Origin of the sequence: Nocardiopsis codii (assembly GCF_036327455.1) — a bacterium.
GTDB classification, from domain to species: domain Bacteria; phylum Actinomycetota; class Actinomycetes; order Streptosporangiales; family Streptosporangiaceae; genus Nocardiopsis; species Nocardiopsis codii.
In genome coordinates this window covers 60,892-79,307 of the sequence record NZ_JAUZMY010000015.1, presented here as the reverse complement: position 1 = coordinate 79,307, position 18,416 = coordinate 60,892, and the positions used below count along the sequence as shown (strand labels likewise).

The 18,416-nt window shown below is 71.9% G+C and carries 14 protein-coding genes; 7 read left to right on the top strand and 7 right to left on the bottom strand.

Annotation, left to right across the window (positions count from 1 at the left end; genetic code table 11):
• Window positions 1-118 precede the first annotated feature (118 nt).
• The 3 genes from Q8791_RS16370 to Q8791_RS16360 all read left to right on the top strand — a co-directional run bounded on the left by Q8791_RS16370 (window position 119) and on the right by Q8791_RS16360 (window position 3,677).
• Window positions 119-1,351 (top strand): MFS transporter, encoded by a 1,233-nt coding sequence (locus Q8791_RS16370; RefSeq protein ID WP_330092582.1) that lies wholly within the window; start codon window positions 119-121, stop codon window positions 1,349-1,351.
• A gap of 198 nt (window positions 1,352-1,549) precedes the next feature.
• Window positions 1,550-1,885 carry a hypothetical protein gene (locus Q8791_RS16365; protein WP_330092581.1) on the top strand — a complete coding sequence of 112 codons (336 nt, stop codon included), beginning with the start codon at window positions 1,550-1,552 and terminating at the stop codon, window positions 1,883-1,885.
• Window positions 1,886-2,024: 139 nt separating this feature from the next.
• Window positions 2,025-3,677, top strand: coding sequence for a DUF6880 family protein (locus Q8791_RS16360; protein ID WP_330092580.1), 1,653 nt, complete (start codon window positions 2,025-2,027; stop codon window positions 3,675-3,677).
• Window positions 3,678-3,950: 273 nt separating this feature from the next.
• Here the strand turns inward: Q8791_RS16360 and Q8791_RS16355 are convergent, their stop codons facing one another.
• Window positions 3,951-5,363, bottom strand: a complete 1,413-nt coding sequence (locus Q8791_RS16355) for a DUF2786 domain-containing protein (protein ID WP_330092579.1) — start codon at window positions 5,361-5,363, stop codon at window positions 3,951-3,953.
• A gap of 426 nt (window positions 5,364-5,789) precedes the next feature.
• Here Q8791_RS16355 and Q8791_RS16350 point away from each other — a divergent pair, with 426 nt between their 5' ends.
• Window positions 5,790-7,424 (top strand): hypothetical protein, encoded by a 1,635-nt coding sequence (locus Q8791_RS16350; RefSeq protein ID WP_330092578.1) that lies wholly within the window; start codon window positions 5,790-5,792, stop codon window positions 7,422-7,424.
• A gap of 22 nt (window positions 7,425-7,446) precedes the next feature.
• Here Q8791_RS16350 and Q8791_RS16345 read toward each other — a convergent pair whose 3' ends face one another.
• The 3 genes from Q8791_RS16345 to Q8791_RS16335 form a co-directional block, all read right to left on the bottom strand.
• The gene (locus Q8791_RS16345) at window positions 7,447-9,075 is read right to left on the bottom strand and encodes a hypothetical protein (RefSeq protein ID WP_330092577.1); all 1,629 of its coding nucleotides are present in this window, start codon (window positions 9,073-9,075) and stop codon (window positions 7,447-7,449) included.
• A 317-nt stretch (window positions 9,076-9,392) separates the two neighbouring features.
• Window positions 9,393-9,821, bottom strand: coding sequence for a YchJ family protein (locus Q8791_RS16340; protein WP_330092576.1), 429 nt, complete (start codon window positions 9,819-9,821; stop codon window positions 9,393-9,395).
• A 106-nt stretch (window positions 9,822-9,927) separates the two neighbouring features.
• Window positions 9,928-10,782, bottom strand: coding sequence for an alpha/beta hydrolase (locus Q8791_RS16335; RefSeq protein WP_330092575.1), 855 nt, complete (start codon window positions 10,780-10,782; stop codon window positions 9,928-9,930).
• A 469-nt stretch (window positions 10,783-11,251) separates the two neighbouring features.
• Between Q8791_RS16335 and Q8791_RS16330 the strand changes: the two genes are divergently transcribed.
• Both Q8791_RS16330 and Q8791_RS16325 read left to right on the top strand, forming a co-directional pair.
• Window positions 11,252-11,671, top strand: a complete 420-nt coding sequence (locus tag Q8791_RS16330; protein ID WP_330092574.1) for a Fur family transcriptional regulator — start codon at window positions 11,252-11,254, stop codon at window positions 11,669-11,671.
• 58 nt (window positions 11,672-11,729) lie between these two features.
• Window positions 11,730-13,235, top strand: coding sequence for a catalase (locus tag Q8791_RS16325; protein ID WP_330092573.1), 1,506 nt, complete (start codon window positions 11,730-11,732; stop codon window positions 13,233-13,235).
• Window positions 13,236-13,510: 275 nt separating this feature from the next.
• Here Q8791_RS16325 and Q8791_RS16320 read toward each other — a convergent pair whose 3' ends face one another.
• Window positions 13,511-13,888, bottom strand: a complete 378-nt coding sequence (locus Q8791_RS16320) for an ankyrin repeat domain-containing protein (RefSeq protein ID WP_330092572.1) — start codon at window positions 13,886-13,888, stop codon at window positions 13,511-13,513.
• Between the two features lie 273 nt (window positions 13,889-14,161).
• On the opposite strand from Q8791_RS16320, the gene Q8791_RS16315 reads away from it, so the two are divergent.
• Window positions 14,162-15,607 (top strand): acyl-CoA synthetase, encoded by a 1,446-nt coding sequence (locus Q8791_RS16315; RefSeq protein WP_330092571.1) that lies wholly within the window; start codon window positions 14,162-14,164, stop codon window positions 15,605-15,607.
• A 53-nt stretch (window positions 15,608-15,660) separates the two neighbouring features.
• Here the strand turns inward: Q8791_RS16315 and Q8791_RS16310 are convergent, their stop codons facing one another.
• Both Q8791_RS16310 and Q8791_RS16305 read right to left on the bottom strand, forming a co-directional pair.
• The gene (locus Q8791_RS16310) at window positions 15,661-16,347 is read right to left on the bottom strand and encodes a glycoside hydrolase family 11 protein (RefSeq protein WP_330092570.1); all 687 of its coding nucleotides are present in this window, start codon (window positions 16,345-16,347) and stop codon (window positions 15,661-15,663) included.
• Window positions 16,348-16,946: 599 nt separating this feature from the next.
• Window positions 16,947-18,035 carry a type I restriction endonuclease gene (locus Q8791_RS16305; protein WP_330092569.1) on the bottom strand — a complete coding sequence of 363 codons (1,089 nt, stop codon included), beginning with the start codon at window positions 18,033-18,035 and terminating at the stop codon, window positions 16,947-16,949.
• Window positions 18,036-18,416 lie beyond the last annotated feature (381 nt).

Genomic DNA, 18,416 nt, shown 5'->3' with positions numbered 1-18,416 from the left:
CGGAGGGCTAATATCGGCCGCGACCGCGTCTCCCCCGTCCGGGTGCCCCTGCGGCCCGGCGTGCGACGAGGCCGGTCGGCCCGAGGGCACGCCCGGACACGACAAGCGAAGAGTGGGCATGCCCGGCTACCTGCGTTTCCTGCACTCGAACCGGCGCTGGCTCGTCGGAGGTTTCGCGCTCTTCCTCATGTCCGCCTTCGGACAGACCTTCTTCGTCTCGCTGTTCGCCGGCGACATCAGGGCGGAGTACGGCCTCTCCCATGGGGAGTTCGGTTCGCTCTTCATGTTCGCGACCCTGGCGAGCGCCCTGGCCCTGACGCAGATCGGCTCGGTGGTCGACCGCTCCGGCTCGGCGGGAGTCGTGTTCGGCGTCTTCGTGTTCCTGGCCGCGGGGGCGGTGGCGATGGCCCTGTCGGCGCACGTCGTCGCGCTCTTCGGAGCGCTGTTCCTCCTGCGCCTGTTCGGGCAGGGGATGATGACGCACACCTCGTTCACGCTCATGGGACGGTGGTTCGGCCGTGAACGCGGACGCGCCACGTCGGTGGCGACGCTGGGGCTGAACACCGGTGAGGCGCTGCTCCCCCTGGCGGTGGTGTCGCTCGTCGCCCTGGTCGGCTGGCGCGGGACGTGGTGGGCGGCCGTGGTGCTCCTGCTCGTCCTCGCCTGGCCGGTCGCGGCGCTCATGCGCGCCGAGCGCGAACCCGCCCCGGTGTCCGAGGAGGGCCCGGGCCTGCGGGCGCGGGACTGGACACGCCGCCAGACGCTGCGGGACCCCTGCTTCTACCTGGTCGCGGCGGCGATGGCGGCCCCCGCCCTGGTCGGCAACACGGTGTTCTTCCACCAGGTGTACCTGGTGGAGTCGCGCGGGTGGGCGCCCGCGGCGTTCGCCACCGCGTTCACCGTGTACGCGGTGACCACGGTCGTGTTCAACCTGGTGGGAGGGCAGTTGGTGGACCGGTTCAGCGCGATGCGGCTGGTCCCCGTCTACCTGCTGCCGCTCGGGGTCGGGCTGTTCGTGCTGGCCGCGGTGCCCGGCCAGTGGGGCGCCTTCGCCTTCATGGCGCTGTACGGCGTCACCAACGGCCTGTCCCTGAGCCTGTTCGGCGCGGTGTGGCCGGAGATCTACGGCATCACGCACCTGGGTTCGATCCGGTCGGTGATCGTGGCGATCATGGTGTTCGCCTCCGCGGCCGGTCCCGGTACGGCGGGGCTGCTCATCGACGCCGGGGTCCCCTACCCCGCCCAGTTGGCCGCTCTGGGCGGCTACTGCGTCGTGGTGTCCGCGGTGATGGCCAGGACCATCCCGTTCCTGAGGACCCGTGTGCTCTCCCAGAGCGTTCCTGTGGACTGACGCTTCACGAAGCACCGGTCGGGCAGCAGGAGGGGTCCGACGGGCTCGGGGCACGTCGGCCAACCCCCAGGGGCCGTGTCCGCGAAGGTGACCGCTTCCGGCCATCCGCCTCCGTGACCTGCCACTACCTCGACAGGCCCGCGCACAGGCGGTTTCCTCGAAGCCGGATGGTCACAGGGGTCGCGCACGATGAGAACCATGGAACGCTGCGATTTCTGTGAACTCCCCATCGGCGGCGGCTGCGCCTGCTCCCTCGGCACGGACGGCGGGCCCACACGGACACGGGGCACCGGTTCCGTGTCAGCCGGCTCCGTCTTCCCCACTGGCGCCATCCTCGTCTCACCCCGGGGCGTGGCCCACCGTCCGGGCTGCCTGCACCAGAACGACAACGAGGTCACGGCGCCGCTGTGGGGGTGGATCCCCGAACCCGACCCCCAGCTGTGGCGGCGCATCAGTCAGGGGGCTCCGGCCCAGGCCACGCACGGCAACACCAAGCGGGTCGCCACCCGCCGCTGCCAGAGCTGCGACGTGTGAGGGCAGGGGCGGGCCCGGTTCCCGGGCCCGCCCCGAACGGCCGGACGGCACTCCTGTCCGGCCCGAAGAGCCCCTCTCTGACCGGACGAGTCACCACAACCGCAGTCGACCAGGTCGGCATCCGGTGTTCAATGGGCGGATGCGTGCCTTCTCCCGTGAGGGACTCCTCGAACTGGCCGGCCCCAGGTCCTTCGACCGCGGCGTTTCCTACGTCCCTGCGGTGGAGGGGCTGTCCACCGACGGGACGACCGTGCGCGGCACGGTCACCGGGACCCACGCCTACCAGGTGGCACTCACACCTCGCCGGTCCGGCATGTCCTGGGAGTGCGACTGCCCGTGGGCGGAGGACGGCAACTTCTGCAAGCACTGCGTGGCGCTCGGCCTGGTGTACCTCTCCACCGTGGAGCACGGGGCGGCCCTCCCCACCACCGCGGCGTCACCGGACACCCGCGCGTTCCTGGAGTCGCTCCAGCACGCCGAGCTGGTCGACCTGCTGTTGGCAGCGGCGGACACCGACGAGGCGCTCGGCCTGCGGTTGGAGGCTCGCGCGATCTCCGCAGCCGCCACCGCCTCCGGTGGCGGTGTGCGCATGGCCGTCCTGCGCGACTTCGTCGACCGTGCCCTTCGCATCGACGGTTTCGTGGAGTACCGCGAGGCCCGGGAGTACGCGGAAACGGTGTCCCACGTCGCCGATGAGCTCGAACGGCTTGTGGAGGACGGCCTGCACGACGCAGCCGAGGAGCTCGCCCGGTACGCGATCGGGCGGCTCGGGGAGTACATGCCCCTCACCGACGACTCGGCCGGCCACGTGGGCGATGCCGCCCAGCACATCCTGGAGGCACACGTCGAGGCGTGTGCGAAGGCCGGTCCCGATCCGGTGGGGCTGGCGGAGTGGCTCCTGGACCGGCAGCTGAACGGCTCAGGCGTCCCCGAGCTCCTGCTGGAGTCCTACGTCGAGGCCCTGGGGGAAGCGGGATTGGAACACTACGGGGACAGGCTGGCCGACATCAGGGCGGACAGTCCGTCCGGCGACCGGGGTTCGCGTTTCCTGATGACCGAGTTCGCCCGGGTCAGCGGTGACGTGGACCTGTTCGTACGCGTCTGCTCCCAGGACCAGGACGGGGTGTACTACGCGGGGATCGTCGACGCCCTGTGCTCCGCCGGGCGCGAGGGCGAGGCCCTGGAGTGGGCCGAGCGGGGACTGGCCGAGAGGGAGGGCCGTCCCGACGAGCGGCTCATGGACCATGTCGTGGGCGCCTACCGCGCCGCGGGGAGGTGGGAGGACCTGCGGCGGGTGCGGTGGGAGGCGTTCGAGCGCTCCCTCGACGTGGAGACCTACCGTTCCCTGCGCGAGGACGGCGCCGCGGAGGAGTGGCCCCAGGTCCGGGTCCAGGCCTTGGCCGTGCTGCGGAGGTCGGCGGCCCGACGGAGCATCCGGCACTTCCCGTGTTCCCTCGTGGAGGTGCTCCTCTCGGAGGGCAGCGGGGACGAGGCCTGGGAAGCCGCCGTGGAACACGGCTGTGATGACGGGCAGTGGTTGAAAATCGCCGCGCTGAGGGAGGACGACCATCCACGCGACTCCCTCGGCGTGTACGTGTCGCAGGCCTCCCGGCTGGTCGCGCGGGCGGATACGGCGCTCTACCCGCGAGCGGCAGAACTGGCCCGCAAGGCCCACGGGCTGTACGAGCGCATCGGCACGGCCGAGGACGCGGCCGAGTTCGTGGCCGGTCTGCGCAGGGAGCACCGGCGCAAGCGGCGGTTCCTCGCCGAGTTGGACGGTGTGGGCCTGTGACGGAGGCCTGTTGCCCGGGCCCCGTCGAGACACGGAGGGAGGGCACTTCCAGGTCTCCTCCGGCTTCTCCTCACCTGGGAGCCCTCGCACCGGTATCCGCACCGGTCGAGCCCGCGCCCCCGGACGACCCCTGACCGTCGCCCGGTGCCCGGGCGGCGCACAGCCTGATCCGTTTGAGTGCGGGAGCCGACCGCCCCCGGCACAGCTGCCGGGGGGGGGCGAACGGCTCCCTGTTCCGAGCACACGACTCGGAGCCCGCCTGCCCGGGGAGGGTCACCCGTCCAACGGGTTGCGGACACCGAAGTCGGCGGCGTCGGCCGCCGCGCGGCCCGCCGACCACCCGTCGGCGTTGGAGGAGCTGGCCACGGGCACCTCCACCAGCTCGGGGAAGGCCTCCGCGAACGCCTCCTCCACCTCGCGCTCCCTGCGGGCCAGGACCGGCACCAGGTCGGTGCCCGACTCGGCGTACTCGTCGACGGCCCGGTCCCGTCCGGCGACGGCGGCCTCCGCCAGGCGTTCACCGACGCGCGTGATGAAGGCCGCGAGGAACGAGGTGCGGAACGAGCGCGTGGTGGAGCGGCCGTAGGCGTCGCGGGTGGCCCCGGCCTGGCGCATGGCCCTGGTGGCCTGGAGCAGCAGCGAGGTGAAGAGGAGTTCGACCGCGTCGACGTCCCCGGCGGCGCCCATGACGGTGCACATGCCCAGATCCTTGTGCCACACCGAGCGGCAGTGGTTGGCCTCCGCGACCACGGACAGCAGGGAGGCCTTGTGCTGCTCGTAGGGCGCCTCCACCGGTAAGCGGCGGCCGCGGGTGTCCCCCGTGGTCCCCGCCTGGGCGGCCAGAGCGGCGTGGTCGATGCTGTGCCTGGCCATCATCTCCTGGGCGCGTGCGGAGAGCGCCTCCGCCTCCTCGGGGAACTCCGTGGCCTCCGCCTTGGCCAGGAGGGCGCGGATGCGGGCGAGTTTGGCGGGGTCGGCCCTGGTGGTGGCCCCGGTGGGAGCGGTCCGGGCGTGGCCCGGCAGGGGGCAGAAGATCTGGAGCGGGGGCACGGCGTACAGGAACGTGAGGACCCGCAGGGCGGTGTCCACGGCTGCGACGCGCCGCAGCCGGTGGCGTTCGGCGAACAGCTGCGGGTGGTCGGCGTCCCGGTCCCACCAGGGTTCGCCCAGGGCGCGGACCTGGTCGGCCCATTCGGGGGCGACCCGGGCGGCGGCGTAGCTCCGGTACTGGACCAGCACCAGGTCGGCGGTGAGGGCGGATCCGACCTCACCGGTCTCGCGGCGCGCGCCGCGGACCAGTTCGGCGGGTTGCCAGCCGCGGGGCCACACCTGGGCCACGGCCTGTTGGAGCTCGGCGAAGAGGACGCGGTCGACCGTCGTGCGCCATCCGGTGGTGCCCGCCGCGAGGAGGCCGACGACGCGTTGGGCGGGGCCGAGGCGTCCGTGGTGGAAGGCCTGGACGGCCTGCCCGACCAGCGCGAGGACCCGTTCGGCGTCGCCCGGCAGGTACTGTCCGGACGGCGGCGGTCCTGTCTGCGGTCCCGCGTGCGGACCCGCCTGGGGTCCTGATCCCGGTCCGGCCTGCGTCCCGGATCCCGGTCCGGTCTGTGCCGCCGATCGGTTGCGCCTGTGTTCACGTTCCTTCCTGCGCGTGGCCTGAGGGCGATCCCTGTTGTCCGTGCCCATCCGCACCTCCCCGGACATGGTGGCAGACCGGACGGGGTACCGCTCAAGCGCTGTGGAAAACCCCTCCCGAGTCGTGACGCTCCGGCCTCCCGCCCGCGCCGCGGGCCTCGGGCCCCGCCCGGCACCGCAACCGGCTCCGCCGGCCCCCTGAGCCGCGACCCTCCTCGGCCCGGGCGCGGACCGAGGACGGGGGACAACTCGGATCACCGCAGGTGAGGTGCACAATCCTCCCTTCCCGTGCTCTCGCCCTCCGGAGTCCGGAACCCCGTCGGCGGAAAGCGTTACCGACCGTGTTCGCCAATCCGCCCCACGGCAGTGCTCCGGAGGAGTACAAGGGGAGGTCCGCACACCACGAGACCCTTGGGAGCGAACTTGCCCTCTCATGACCGGCCGGCCCCGGGCCGGGAGCCGTTCACGGCCAGGCCCGTGTCACTCCTCCCGTCGGACGTCCTCGCGTGTGCGGCCCTGACCACCCCCCTGCTCCGCGACGCCCTGCGCCTGGCCCGCTGGAGCGCACCCGCCACCCCCCTCACCGCGGAGGGCCTGCCGTACCCGGACGAGGCCCACGCGGCGGTCGGGGCGCTGGGGCTGTGGCCGCACGGCCTCGACACGGAGATCACCGCATGGGCCGAGTGGCCGGACCAGGTCGACGCGGCCACCGCCGACGCCGCGCGCCTCGCGCTTCCCTGGAGAACCGCCGTGCGCCTCGGCCTGCTGGAGGCGACCGCCGACTGGGCCGGGCCCGCACCCGACCTGGAGGAACGGGTGCGCGATCCGGAGCAGGTCCTGATCTGGTGGTCCGGTGTGTTCGAGGCCTCCGTCGGGCGCGCGCGGGACGACTCCGCAGGCCCCGGGTTCCCCTGTCCGGGGGTGGACGGGCCCTGTCTCGTTCTCACGGTCCTGCGCTTCCTCTACGAGGCCCCGGACGGGTTCGGCGTCCCGTTCCCGGTGCTTCTCCGCTCGGTCCTGGGAGCACTCGGCGGGGAGCGGGGTTCGGACGACCCCCTCCCGTCGCGGGATCAGCGGTGGCTCTCCGGTCGGATCCTGCGGGTCCTGCGCCTGCTCGACAGCACCGGTGGCGTGGCCCTCGCCGCGGAGGCGGACGAGGTGGACGCGACGGGCGCCGCGGTCGAGTCCAGGGCGGACGACGCGCCTCGCCGGTGCCCGGGGCACGGCCTCCCCGCGGTCGAGCTGACCCCCCTGGGCAAGTACGGGGTTCGCCGCCTCCTGGAGGCGGAGGGCGTCCACGCCCCGCTCGTGGGCAGCCTCGCGGGGGCGGGGGCGGCCGAGTTCCTCGACGCCCTGGAGGCGCTGCCGCCCGACCGCCTGTTCGCCGAGATCGGCCCGTGGTTGGACGCGCGGACCCCGACCGAGGCGCTCAGCCAGATCGTCGCCGTCGTCGGCGGCCCCGGTCAGGCTCTGCGGCGCTGGACGGGAACGAAGGTGCTGGACGCGACCAGTTCCGAGATCGAGCCCGAACTGCGCGCCCTCCTGTTCTCCGACCGCCCGTCCGTGGTCAGTCTGTCCGCCATCATCCTGCTCACCTCGGGGATGCTGTCCTCCGAGGACATCGAGCGGCTCATGGCGGGGCGCGGACACTGGATCGTCATCGACATGATCGCGGCGGCCGCGGAGCGCAGCCCCGAGGACCCGTCCCCCTTCCTCTCCGCCGACGGCGCGCCGGACATCGAACAGCTCGTCCTCGACGACCCGGACCGGCTGTGGAGCCCCGAGCACCCGGACACGCTCCCGGTGCTGGACACGATCAGCCGCCACCATCCGGACGCGTCGACCGCCGCCAGGGCTCGTGACGCGCTGCGCGCCAGGGCGCTGGCACCAGCGCGGGGACGGCACGGTTCCCGTCACACGGACCGGCGCACCCCGGTCCGGCCCCGGCCGTCGGAGGTCACGGGATCCGCCCCGGCGTCCCCCGGGTGTCCTGAGAACACCGCGGAGGGCAGCGACGCCGACCGCCCCGAACAGCGGGAGCGGTTCCGGGTCAGGGACTGGTTCCGGCGGGGTCGCGGCAGGCACCGGGCCCAGGGCCAGGACCACCCCTGAGCGCGGTCCTGCCGCGGCGGCACTAGAGCAGGGAGTCGAGCAGGGGGCCGAACTCCTCGTCGGAGGTGTACAACGAGACCGACTTCGACTCGTGGTCGACCTCGACGCCCACGGCCCGCAGGTCGGGTACCCCCTCCGGTCCCCGGGCGCGCGAGTCCGGGTGCCACCAGTAGAGCTGTGCGCTGAGGGGTTTGGTGCTGTCGGCGGTGAACCGCTCGGCGATCTCCTGGAGGTGCTCCATCGCCGCGAGGGGGTGGCCCTGACCGATCGGGTGGGCGATGAGCACCTCGGGGACGGGGAAGGCCACGAGGGCTCCGTGCGGAGCCTCGCCGAGGTGCTGTCCGAGGGTGTGCGCCTGCGCGGCCACATAGGGGTGCTGACCCCCGATGTGCACGAGCTTGGTGCCGTCGAGGTCGTGTTCACTCACCTCGACGGGTTCCTCCAGGGCCCCGGCCACGGCCTCGGCGAAGACCTCGTCGTCGGGACGGCCGGTGCCCTCGTGCACCTTGCGGGAGAGGGGCTGCAGGCTCTCGGGGCTGTCGACGACGACGGTCTGCCACAGGCCGGGCGCGATCTCGCGGGCGACGAGCTCCTCCAGGACCCCCTCGGGGAAGGCCGTGGCGGGGTAGAGGCGGACCCGGAGCTGCCCGGCCTGCCCTGCTCCTGTGTCACCGGCCGCGCCCTCGTCGGCGTCGGCGCCCTGCCGGGTGACCCTGCCCAACTGGTCGACGGCCGCACGGGCGAACCCGGCCGCGTGGTGCGCGACCTGGTCGGGGGCGGCCCCGGCCAGGGTGGAGCGGAACCCGCTGATGTCGGTGCTGGCCTGGTTGCCGTCGGGCAGCGGCATGACCAGTGTGTCCGCGCCCTCGAAGGAGACCTGGACACCCTGCTCCCGGAAGGCGGCGAGGAGGGCGTCGGCCACCGCGTCGCCCTCTCCGGAGTCGGCTGCGGAAGTGCCGTCGGGAGCGCCCCGCTCCCGGGCCGCGCGGGCCATGTAGGCGGCGAAGTGGGCGGCGAAGCCGGGCCGCTGCTCGTCCGGGAGGACGGCCGCCTGGTCGAACGTCTCCTTGAGGTCGTTGTCCAGGAGGGGCTCGCCTCCGGGGAGAGACACCCGCAGGCTGGTCGGCGGCAGGTACTCGGCGCTCAGCCCCTCGTCGGCGCACGCCTCGACCAGTGCGGCGCCGAACTCCGCCGTGATCTGCCCGGTCGGCAGATCGGCCGCCTCCACGAGCCTGGCCCTGAGCCAGTCCGGGATCGCGTCCTCGTCGCGGGGGTAGCGCTCCAGTTCCTGGGCGTAGACGAGCGGGCTGGTCCCGGGGGCAAGCTCGGGTTCGGTGTCGTGGTTGTACTCGACGTTGAACTGGTGGGTGTGGTACACCGAGACGATCATGGAGAGCCAGGTTCCCTTGCCCTCCTGGAACCCGGTGCGCTTGAGTCCGCCGACCGCTTCACCGACCCCGTCCGGAACCTCCAGCTGGCGGACCTGGCCGTCGGCCCCCTGCACGGCGAGGGTCTCGTCCGTGTGGGCGCCGATCACCCTGGTGAGGTAGGTGAGCTGCTGCCAGCCCTCGGGGGCGGCCGAGACGAGTCGGCCCGCCAGGTCCTGGAGGAGGGGGCCCTGTTCCAGCGGGCCGGGGGTCGAGGGATTCATGGTGCTCTCCGTGTCCGGTCGGCGACGTTCGCGCACCCCTTCCTACCGTGTCGCGGGGACAGGGTGTGCCACGGCCCGCGCACATCTCGGGGGCCGGCTGCCGCCGGTCCCGGTTTCCGTGTGCGTTCCCGGTTCTGCGTGTCCGGTGGGTTCTGTCCGCGCACGGTCAACGCGCTCCGTCCCGGCGACCCCGCGGGCACCGTCGGAGCGGCCCGCTCCCCCGTACCGGTCGCGCGGGGCCCGGTGTCGCGGCGCGCGGACCGCCTGCCTCGCGCGGGTCAGCGCAGGGTGCGTCCGGCGCGGATGCCCGGTGGGCCTCAGTCGGGAAGTGCGTCGAGGTAGACCCAGGCGCCGTCGTGGCGCAGGAAGCGGCTGTTCTCGACGAGTTGCCCCTCCCGCCCGTTCTCCCGGTAGACGGCGCGGAAGGAGACCGTGCCCTCGTTGTGGAAGGGCGTCCCCTCCGTGGTGGAGAGGATCTCCAGGCGCACCCACTCCGTGCGGGCGTCGAGGTCGAGCTCGGAGGGGCGGGTGCGGGGGTGCCAGCTCCGCAGGAGGTAGTCGCGGTCGCCGACGGCGAACGCGCTGTAGCGCGAGCGCATCAGCTGCTCGGCGGTGGCGGCGGGCGCCGTCCCGCTGTGCAGGCGGGCGCAGCAGCCCCCGTAGGTCTCCGGCCTGCCGCAGGGGCAGGGGGCGTCGGCCGCGGGTCGGGGCGGCGTGGGGCGGGTGCGTGGGCTTCGCTGCGACATCCTCCCATTGTGGCCGCTCCTGGCCGTTCGCGGTCCCTCCCCTGCGGCGACGGGCGGCGCGACCGACAGGCTCGGGGGCCGCGCGAGTGTGTGGGCCGGAGACGCCCTACGAGAGGTTCCGCTGACGGACGTCCCACTCGGTGGAGCACAGGCCGCATTCGTCACCGACGAACTCCCGGCCCGCCTCCGTGTCTCCCTTGAGCTGCCACTTGAGCCACGCGGTGCCCACCCGGCCGTACTCGCCGCCGTCGGGTTCGGCGAAGGTCCCGAAGTGTCCGACGTCCAGGTTGCCCATGAACGCGGGCAGGTCCGAGGGGATCCGCTCCCAGTCGTCGAGGGCGTTCTCGTAGGCGATGTCGGTCGGTCCGCCGGCGAAGTAGGCGATCGGGGCGTGCAGGTCGTCGAGGAGGTGGTTGTCGGAGTCGTCCAGCAGTCCGCTGTTCCAGAGCACGGTGGTGGTGATCCGGGGGTCGTCGGCCACCTCGTAGGTCTCCAGGCCGCCGCACGACTGGCCCATGACGGCGATGTTGTCGGTGTCGATCCTCCCCCGGTACTCGCTGAACAGGCGGTCGTTCTCCTCGACCGCCCAGTCGACGGCCTCGGTGAGCATCTCGGGGTCGGTGCGCCCCGTTCCGCCGGGGCGCCCGTTGGCGATGACCAGGAAGCCGTGCGAGGCGAACTCGGTGAGGATGTTCTCGAACCACGTCCCGTCCGCGCGGCAGGCGCCGTTGCCCCAGGCGACGACGGGCAGCAGCTCGTTCCCGGGCAGGTCGAGGGGACGGTAGACCGTGTGGTCGCGCAGGCGGACGGTGGTGACGTACCCGGCGTCGTAGGGCCCTGTTCCGCCGGCGGCCTCCACACGGTCGGCGGCGGCCGTTCCGGGTGCCAGGGGTACGAGGGCTGCGGCCAGCAGTCCGACGAGGACGGCGGCCGTCCGGCGACCCGGTGCTCGTGGTTCCATCTCGGGGCTCCTCAGGGGGTGAGGGGTGACGGTCTCCAGCGCGCTGTCCACCGAATATTCGACACCGGAAATCGGATGTCAATCGCGCTTCGCCAGGACCGGTCGATCCACCGATACAGCCGTATCCGGCCCGGGGACCCCGCCGGCGAGGGTCGGGAGACCCGCTGTCGGGGCCCTCGGCTGCCTTCGTGGTGATTCCACCCATCGCCCGCGCGCCGTGTCCGCGACACGGCCGGAACGCCCCCGACGCGGCCGCCGGGACGCCGGGCACGGCACCGGGCTGCCAGCCGGGGCCTCACCCGGGCAAACCGGCGCCTCCGCCCCGCCGGTGGCGCGGTCGACCGCCGCTACGGCAGCGCCTCCGCCCTGGTCGTGCAGCTCCTTGTCGCGCCGACCACGGCCTCGGTGTTCCTGGACACTTAGGTTCGCCTTTGTTGGAATCATTCCAGAAAAGTGCTTCAATGGGCGCATGCACCAGACGGAGACGGAGGCTCTCCTCCGGGAGGCCTCGCTACGCGTGACCCGGCCACGGGTGGCGGTTCTGGAGGCCGTCGGGGCTCATCCGCACGCCGACGCCAGCACCGTCCTCCAGGCGGTCCGCGGCCAGCTCGGTGCGGTGTCCACACAAGCGGTGTACGACGTGCTCAGGGCTCTGACAGACGCCGGGCTCGTCAGGCGGATCGAGCCGGAGGGGTCGGCGGCGCGCTACGAGCGGAGGGTGGGGGACAACCACCACCATGTGGTCTGCCGCAGCTGCGGCGAGATCGCCGACGTGGACTGCGCCACCGGAGCCGCCCCCTGCATGACGGGTTCGCAGGACCACGGCTTCGCCATCGACGAGGTCGAGGTCACCTACTGGGGCGTTTGCCCCGCCTGCCAAGAGGCCTGACACACGACCGGTGCTCCACCGCAGCACCAAGAGATCCCACCTTAGGACCGAGGAACCAATGTCGCACGACAACACCCAGCCGCTGACTACGGCCAACGGCGCCCCCGTCGCGGACAACCAGAACAGCCTCACCGCGGGTCCGCGCGGCCCGATGCTGCTCCAGGACCTGTGGTTCCTGGAGAAGCTCGCCCACTTCGACCGCGAGGTCATCCCCGAGCGCCGGATGCACGCCAAGGGTTCCGGAGCCTTCGGCACCTTCACGGTCACCCACGACATCAGCCGGTACAGCAAGGCCTCGATCTTCTCCGAGGTCGGCAAGCAGACCGAGATGTTCGCCCGCTTCTCCACGGTCGCCGGTGAGCGCGGCGCGGCCGACGCCGAGCGCGACATCCGCGGCTTCGCCCTGCGCTTCTACACCGAAGAGGGCAACTGGGACGTCGTCGGCAACAACACCCCGGTCTTCTTCTTCCGCGACCCGCTGAAGTTCCCCGACCTCAACCGCGCCGTCAAGCGCGACCCGCGCACCAACATGCGCTCGGCCGAGAACAACTGGGACTTCTGGACCAACCTCCCCGAGGCCCTGCACCAGGTCACCATCGTCATGTCGGACCGCGGCATCCCCGACGGCTACCGCCACATGCACGGCTTCGGCTCGCACACCTTCTCGTTCGTCAACGAGGCCGGCGAGCGCTTCTGGGCCAAGTTCCACTTCCGCACCCAGCAGGGCATCAAGAACCTCACCGACGAAGAGGCCGCCAAGGTCGTCGCCGAGGACCGCGAGTCCTCGCAGCGCGACCTGTTCGAGGCCATCGAGCAGGGCAACAACCCCAAGTGGACGTTCTACGTCCAGATCATGCCCGAGGCCGACGCCGCGGACTACCGCTTCCACCCCTTCGACCTGACCAAGGTCTGGTCCAAGAAGGACTACCCGCTGATCGAGGTCGGCGAGTTCGAGCTCAACCGCAACCCCGAGAACTACCACGCGGACGTCGAGCAGGCCGCCTTCACCCCGGCGAACATCGTCCCGGGTATCGGCATCTCTCCCGACCGCATGCTCCAGGGCCGCCTGTTCTCCTACGGTGACGCCGCCCGCTACCGCCTGGGCGTCAACCACCACCAGATCCCGGTGAACTACCCGCGCGGCGCCAAGCTCGTCAACACCTACCACCGTGACGGCGCCATGCGCGTGGACGGCAACCAGGGCGGCGTTCCCGGCATCGAGCCGAACTCCTACGGCCGCTGGCAGGAGCAGCCCCAGTTCGCCGAGCCGGCGCTGGCCGTGGGCGCGACCGCCGACCGGTTCGACTACCGCGAGGACGACGCCAACTACTTCGAGCAGCCCGGCGACCTGTTCCGCCAGATGACGCCGGAGCAGCAGCAGGTCCTGTTCGAGAACACCGCCCGTGCGATCGACGGCGCCTCCGCGGCGACCATCGAGCGTCACATCGGCAACTGCACGCAGGCCGACGCCGCCTACGGCGAGGGTGTGCGCAAGGCCATCGAGGCCCTGCAGGCCGGCAAGGTCTCGCAGACCGAGCCGAACCCGAACAACGCTCCGGCCTGACCCACACGCCTGAGCACCCGGGCGCCCGGGTGCCCGGACACCGAGCCGACGCGGTCCAGACCGCGTCGGCTCGGCCCGTTCCGGGGCCGCCCGGTTCCGGACCGGGCAGGGGGCGAGATGAGGACGCGGTCCACGGTCCGTGGCAGGGGCGCGGAGGGCGGGTCTCCGGCATCCGGCCCCTGGGCCCGGGCTCCTGTGTCAGGGGTCCCGGGCCCAGGGGCCGGAGTCAGGCCTCCACGGGCGGAGGCGCGGGGTGCGCGGGGTCGGGACGGGGATCAGGGCAGCAGACCGGTGCGGCCGAACATCTCGGCGGCGGCACGGGCGCTGGGCGTGCCCGCGTCGAGGTCGGCCCCGGCGGCGACGAGCGCCCGGACGACGCCCTCCTCCCCCTTGAACAGGGCCCCGGCCACGGGTGTCTGGTCCTTGTCGTTGCGCAGGTTCACGTCGGCGCCGCGGTCGACGAGGGCGCCGACCGTCGTCTCGTGGCCGTGGTAGGCGGCGAGCATCACCAGGGAGTTGCCCTGTTCGTCGCGGGTGTCGACGGGCAGGCCGTGGTCGAGGAACTCCAGCAGCTCCTCCGTCCCGCCCTCCCGGGCGAGGTCCATGGCCAGGGCGACGACCCGTGCGGTCTGCTCGGGTGAGAGTTCGTTCATGGGTTCCATGCTAGAAGCGGCCTCCCACCTCACCCGACAGGTGTCCGCCGCCCGGCGCGGTGAGGGTCCCCACGCCTCCGCGGCCCCGGAGCGGGGCGTCGCACGGCACTGCGGTCGGGCCGCCCGGCCCGACCGGTAGCCGGGGCCGCGTGCACACACCCCTCCTCCAGACGGCCCCGTCGCGGCCGTGATCCCCCACCGGAGCTGTGGGGGGCCACGTCCTGTGGTGTACTGGCTCGCGACCGGATCGGGAACGACGGACGGGAGCGGGGCATGCTGCTGAACCCCAGTGCAGGCGAGGGGTCCGCGGTGCGGGTCGGCGAGGCCGAACTCGACCGCGAGGGACTGTGGTCCGCGGCGGCGGCCGTGGCCGAGCGGATCTCCGGGGCCGACGCCGTCGCCGTGCACGGTGAGGCCGCCCTGTCGACGGTCGTCGCGATCGTCGGCGGCCTGCTGGCCGGTGTCCCGGTGGTCCCCGTCCCGGCGGACGCCGGAACCGCCGAGCGCCGCCACATCGTGCGCGACTCCGGTGCGGCCCTGTGGTTGGGCGCCGCGCAGGACGGGATCGACCTTCCGGTCGTCCCCGTCGACCCGGCCGAGCGCTCCTCGTACACGGCCCCGGAGGCCCCGCCCGAGTCCGCGGCGCTGATCATGTACACCTCCGGGACCACCGGTCGCCCCAAGGGCGCCGTCCTGTCGCGGCGGGCCGTCGCCGCCGACGTGGACGCGCTCGCCGACGCCTGGGACTGGACCTCCGACGACGTCCTGGTCCACGGGCTCCCGCTGTTCCACGTGCACGGCCTGGTCCTGGGCGTACTGGGCGCCCTGCGCGTGGGCAGTCCGCTGCTGCACACCGTCCGCCCCACGCCCGCCGCCTACGCCGCCGCGGCGAGCGGCGGCCACCGGGGGCCGGGGACGCTCGCGGGGCACGGTGCGGGAGGACTCACGCGCGGAACCCTGTTCTTCGGCGTGCCGACCGTGTGGTCGCGGATCGCCCGCGACCAGGAGTGCGCCCGCGCGATGGCCGGGGCGCGGCTGCTCGTGTCGGGCAGCGCCGCGCTCCCCGACCCGGTGGCCGAGGGCCTGCGCGCCACCTGCGGCCACAGCCCCGTGGAACGGTACGGGATGACGGAAACCCTGATCACCCTGGCCGCGCGCGCCGACGCCCCCCGCCGCACCGGCTGGGTGGGCACGGCACTTCCCGGTGTGGAGTCCCGGCTGCGCGGCGAGCACGGCGAGACGGTCGCGTCGGACGGGGAGGCCATCGGTGAGCTCCAGGTCCGCGGCGCCACCCTGTTCGACCGCTACCTCGGCCTTCCGGAGGCCACCGCGGCGGCCTGGACCGACGACGGCTGGTTCCGCACCGGCGACGCGGCCGTCCTCGACGGGGACGGCTGGCACCGGGTGGTGGGGCGGATGTCCGTCGACATGATCAAGACCGGCGGCTACCGGGTGGGCGCCGGAGAGGTCGAGTCCGCTCTGCTCGGCCACCCCGGGGTGCGTGAAGCAGCCGTGGTGGGCGAGGCCGACGACGACCTCGGGCAGCGGATCGTCGCCTACCTGGTGGGCGACGGCGTCGACCCGGGGGCCGTCATCGACTACGTAGCCGCCCAGCTGTCGGTGCACAAGCGCCCGCGCGAGGTGCGGGTGGTGGACACGCTCCCGCGCAACGCGATGGGCAAGATCCAGAAGAACCTCCTGGGCGGCGCGTCGCGCTGAGCCGCGCCACCGGGTGGGGCACGGCGGCCGGGGCCGCCGCGCCCCGGGCCGGCTCAGCCGCTGACCGCGAGGTTGGAGTTGCCGCTGCTCTGGTACCCCTCCGTCGCGAGGATCATGTAGTAGTTGAAGGCGCCCAGCCCCATGCCCGCGCGGTTCCACGCGTCGAAGTGGTTGCCGCTGGTGATCGTCCCGCCCGTCCTCCTGGCCTGCCGCACGCTCCAGTACTGCGGGAACGTCCGGGTGCCCTCGACGGAGGGGGCGTTGTACCGCATCGTGCGGTAGAGGTCGTACGTACCGCCGTCGGTGGTGACCGTGCCCCGGTACTCCCCCGTGGGCCGGTACGTCCCGTAGTTGTCGACGACGTAGTACTCCACCAGCGGGTTGGACGTCCACCCGTACAGGCAGAGGTAGCCGTTGCCGGACGGGTTGAAGCTGCCCGAGTAGTTCACGTTCCTGCGGCTGCCGTTGCCCCAGCCCTTGCCGCAGACGAAGTTCCCCGTGTTCCTCCACGAGGTGCTGTAGCTGCCGCCTGACCCCAGCGTCATGGAGACCGAGCCGCCGCCGTCGGTCCAGAAGGAGTAGTAGAACCCGTTGTGGGTGCCGGTCTGGTTCTCGGTGATGGTCGTCAGGGCGTGGGCGGGGCCGGCCGTCATCGCGGGTGCCACCATCGCCAGGGCGCCGGCGCCGCCTATGCCGATGAATCTTCTGCGGTCGAACGGGCGGGCGGGGGTGTCGGTCATGGTCGCTCTCCTCTTCGTGAGGCCGGCGCGGGGCCGGGCGGCGCGGAACGAACCGGTGGGGAGGGCGGCGACCGGGGTCGCCGCACGTCGGTCCCGTACGGCGCGGGGGAAACGGCGGATTGCCGTGACCGGCAGTATTCGTCCGCCTCCTCAGGGCTGTCAATAGTTTCCGAAATGTTTCGTAAAACTGGACGAGCCAAGAAACTCCAAAAGCCCAGATCAGAAGAGTGAATGGGGTGAGATCCAAGTCGGCCTCACGGCTTGCCACCACATCGAATCGGAACTCAGGACCGTTTTTCCGAAAGTTTTCGAAACCGTTCCGACTCCATCGGCCGGGCGGTTCGGGCACAGAAGGGAAAGGAGAGGAGCGCCCGGGCTGTGGCTCACCGACGGCAGACGAGTACAGCCCCGGGCCACGGCACAGGCCCCGGGCGGGCGGGGCGTCGACCCCTGGGGTACCTGTCCGCGTCAGGCCGCCCCGGCCTTGCGGGCCTGACGGACAGGGCCTCCAGATCCGCACAGGAAAAGACCGCCGGACGCCCCTGGCGGTCCGGCGGGCACAGCGGTACGAAGCCGACGCGGGAGCCGTCCGTGCGGCGTCAGGCCAGGTAGCTCCGCACCACCTCGCGGATCTTGTCCGCGTGGAGGTAGATGTCGTCGATCGACCCGAGCAGGTGACGCGTCTCGTTCTTGTCCGCGTCGAAGACACCGAGGTACTTCTTCGACCGCGCGTTGAAGTGCAGGCGGGCGATCGGCCTGCGGTTGTTGTCGTCCAGGAGGATGGCGAAGTAGCTCTTGGAGTCCCGGTGGGCGATCCGCTGCGGCTTGACCTCGCTGCACGCGATCGCCTTGACGACCTGGTACCCCTCCAGCTCCTCCAGAGTGGTCTCGATACCGGTGCCGCGCTCCAGGTCCTCGGTCGCGGCCTCCTGGCCGCTGACCGCCTCCGCCTCGGTCTCCGCCTGCGGGCGGGTGGACTCCAGTGCCTTCTTCAACCGCAGGTTGACCTGGTCGTCGAGGAATGCCGACGCGGCCTCCCGAACAAGCGGGGTGAACTGCTCACGCGCCCGCTTGGTGAAGGACTTGTCGTAGACGCGACTGGCGAAGAACTTCACCCATTCGTCCTCCGGGTCCTGGAACTCCTCGGCCAGGGTGCGCTTGATCGCACCGAGGTACTTGAGTTTCTCCGCGGCGTCGATCACGGAGTTCAGGTCGAAGGTCTCCCTCGTCAGCTTGCGCAGTTCGGGAAGCAGGCTCTCGTCGATATCACTGAAATCGAGCACCATGAACGGCTTGGAGTCCATGCGGTTGGGCGCTTCGAGGTCGGTGTAGAACTGGTACTCCACACCGTTGGTGAGGACCGCGATCCGGGCGTTGGTGACGGAGAAGTAGCGGTAGAGCTGGGAGGCGTGTTCCACCTTCAGCTCGCCGTTCGCCTTCTTGCACTCGATGAGGATCTGCACCTCGTTGTCGCGCACGATGGCGTAGTCGACCTTCTCGCCCTTCTTCATACCGACGTCCGCGGTGAATTCGGGAACCACCTCACGCGGATCGAAGACGTCGTAGCCGAGAATGGTCGCGATGAAGGGCATGACGAAGGCGTTCTTCGCCGCCTCCTCCGTCTGGGTCATGTCACGCTGCTTCTGCACCTTGGAGGCGAGCGCCGACACCTTCTCTTCGAACTGCATGACACACCCTTCGTGAAATCCCGAACAAGGGAAACAACAAGAAAGAACCAGGGACCGCCGCACACGTGCGGCAGCGCCTCGTCAGCCGAGAGCCGACACCACCGCGGCGGCCCCACCGCTCACAACGGCCGGGACCGCGGACCATGTCCGGGGCGGTGCGGAGTTCTGGTCTTGCCGCAGGCGCCTCTGGGAGAGCACGCGCACCTCCGGGGGATGAATTGAGGAGACGCCGCGCCCCCTGAGACGGCGAACACGGCGCTGCGTCCGAACCGAAAGGTGTACCCACCGGACAGACGCACACCTCTGCGACGCTCCGGACGACCAGGTGGATTACACGGGTTCGTGTCGGAGGAGCACGGATTCCCCGGGAGATTCCCTTTC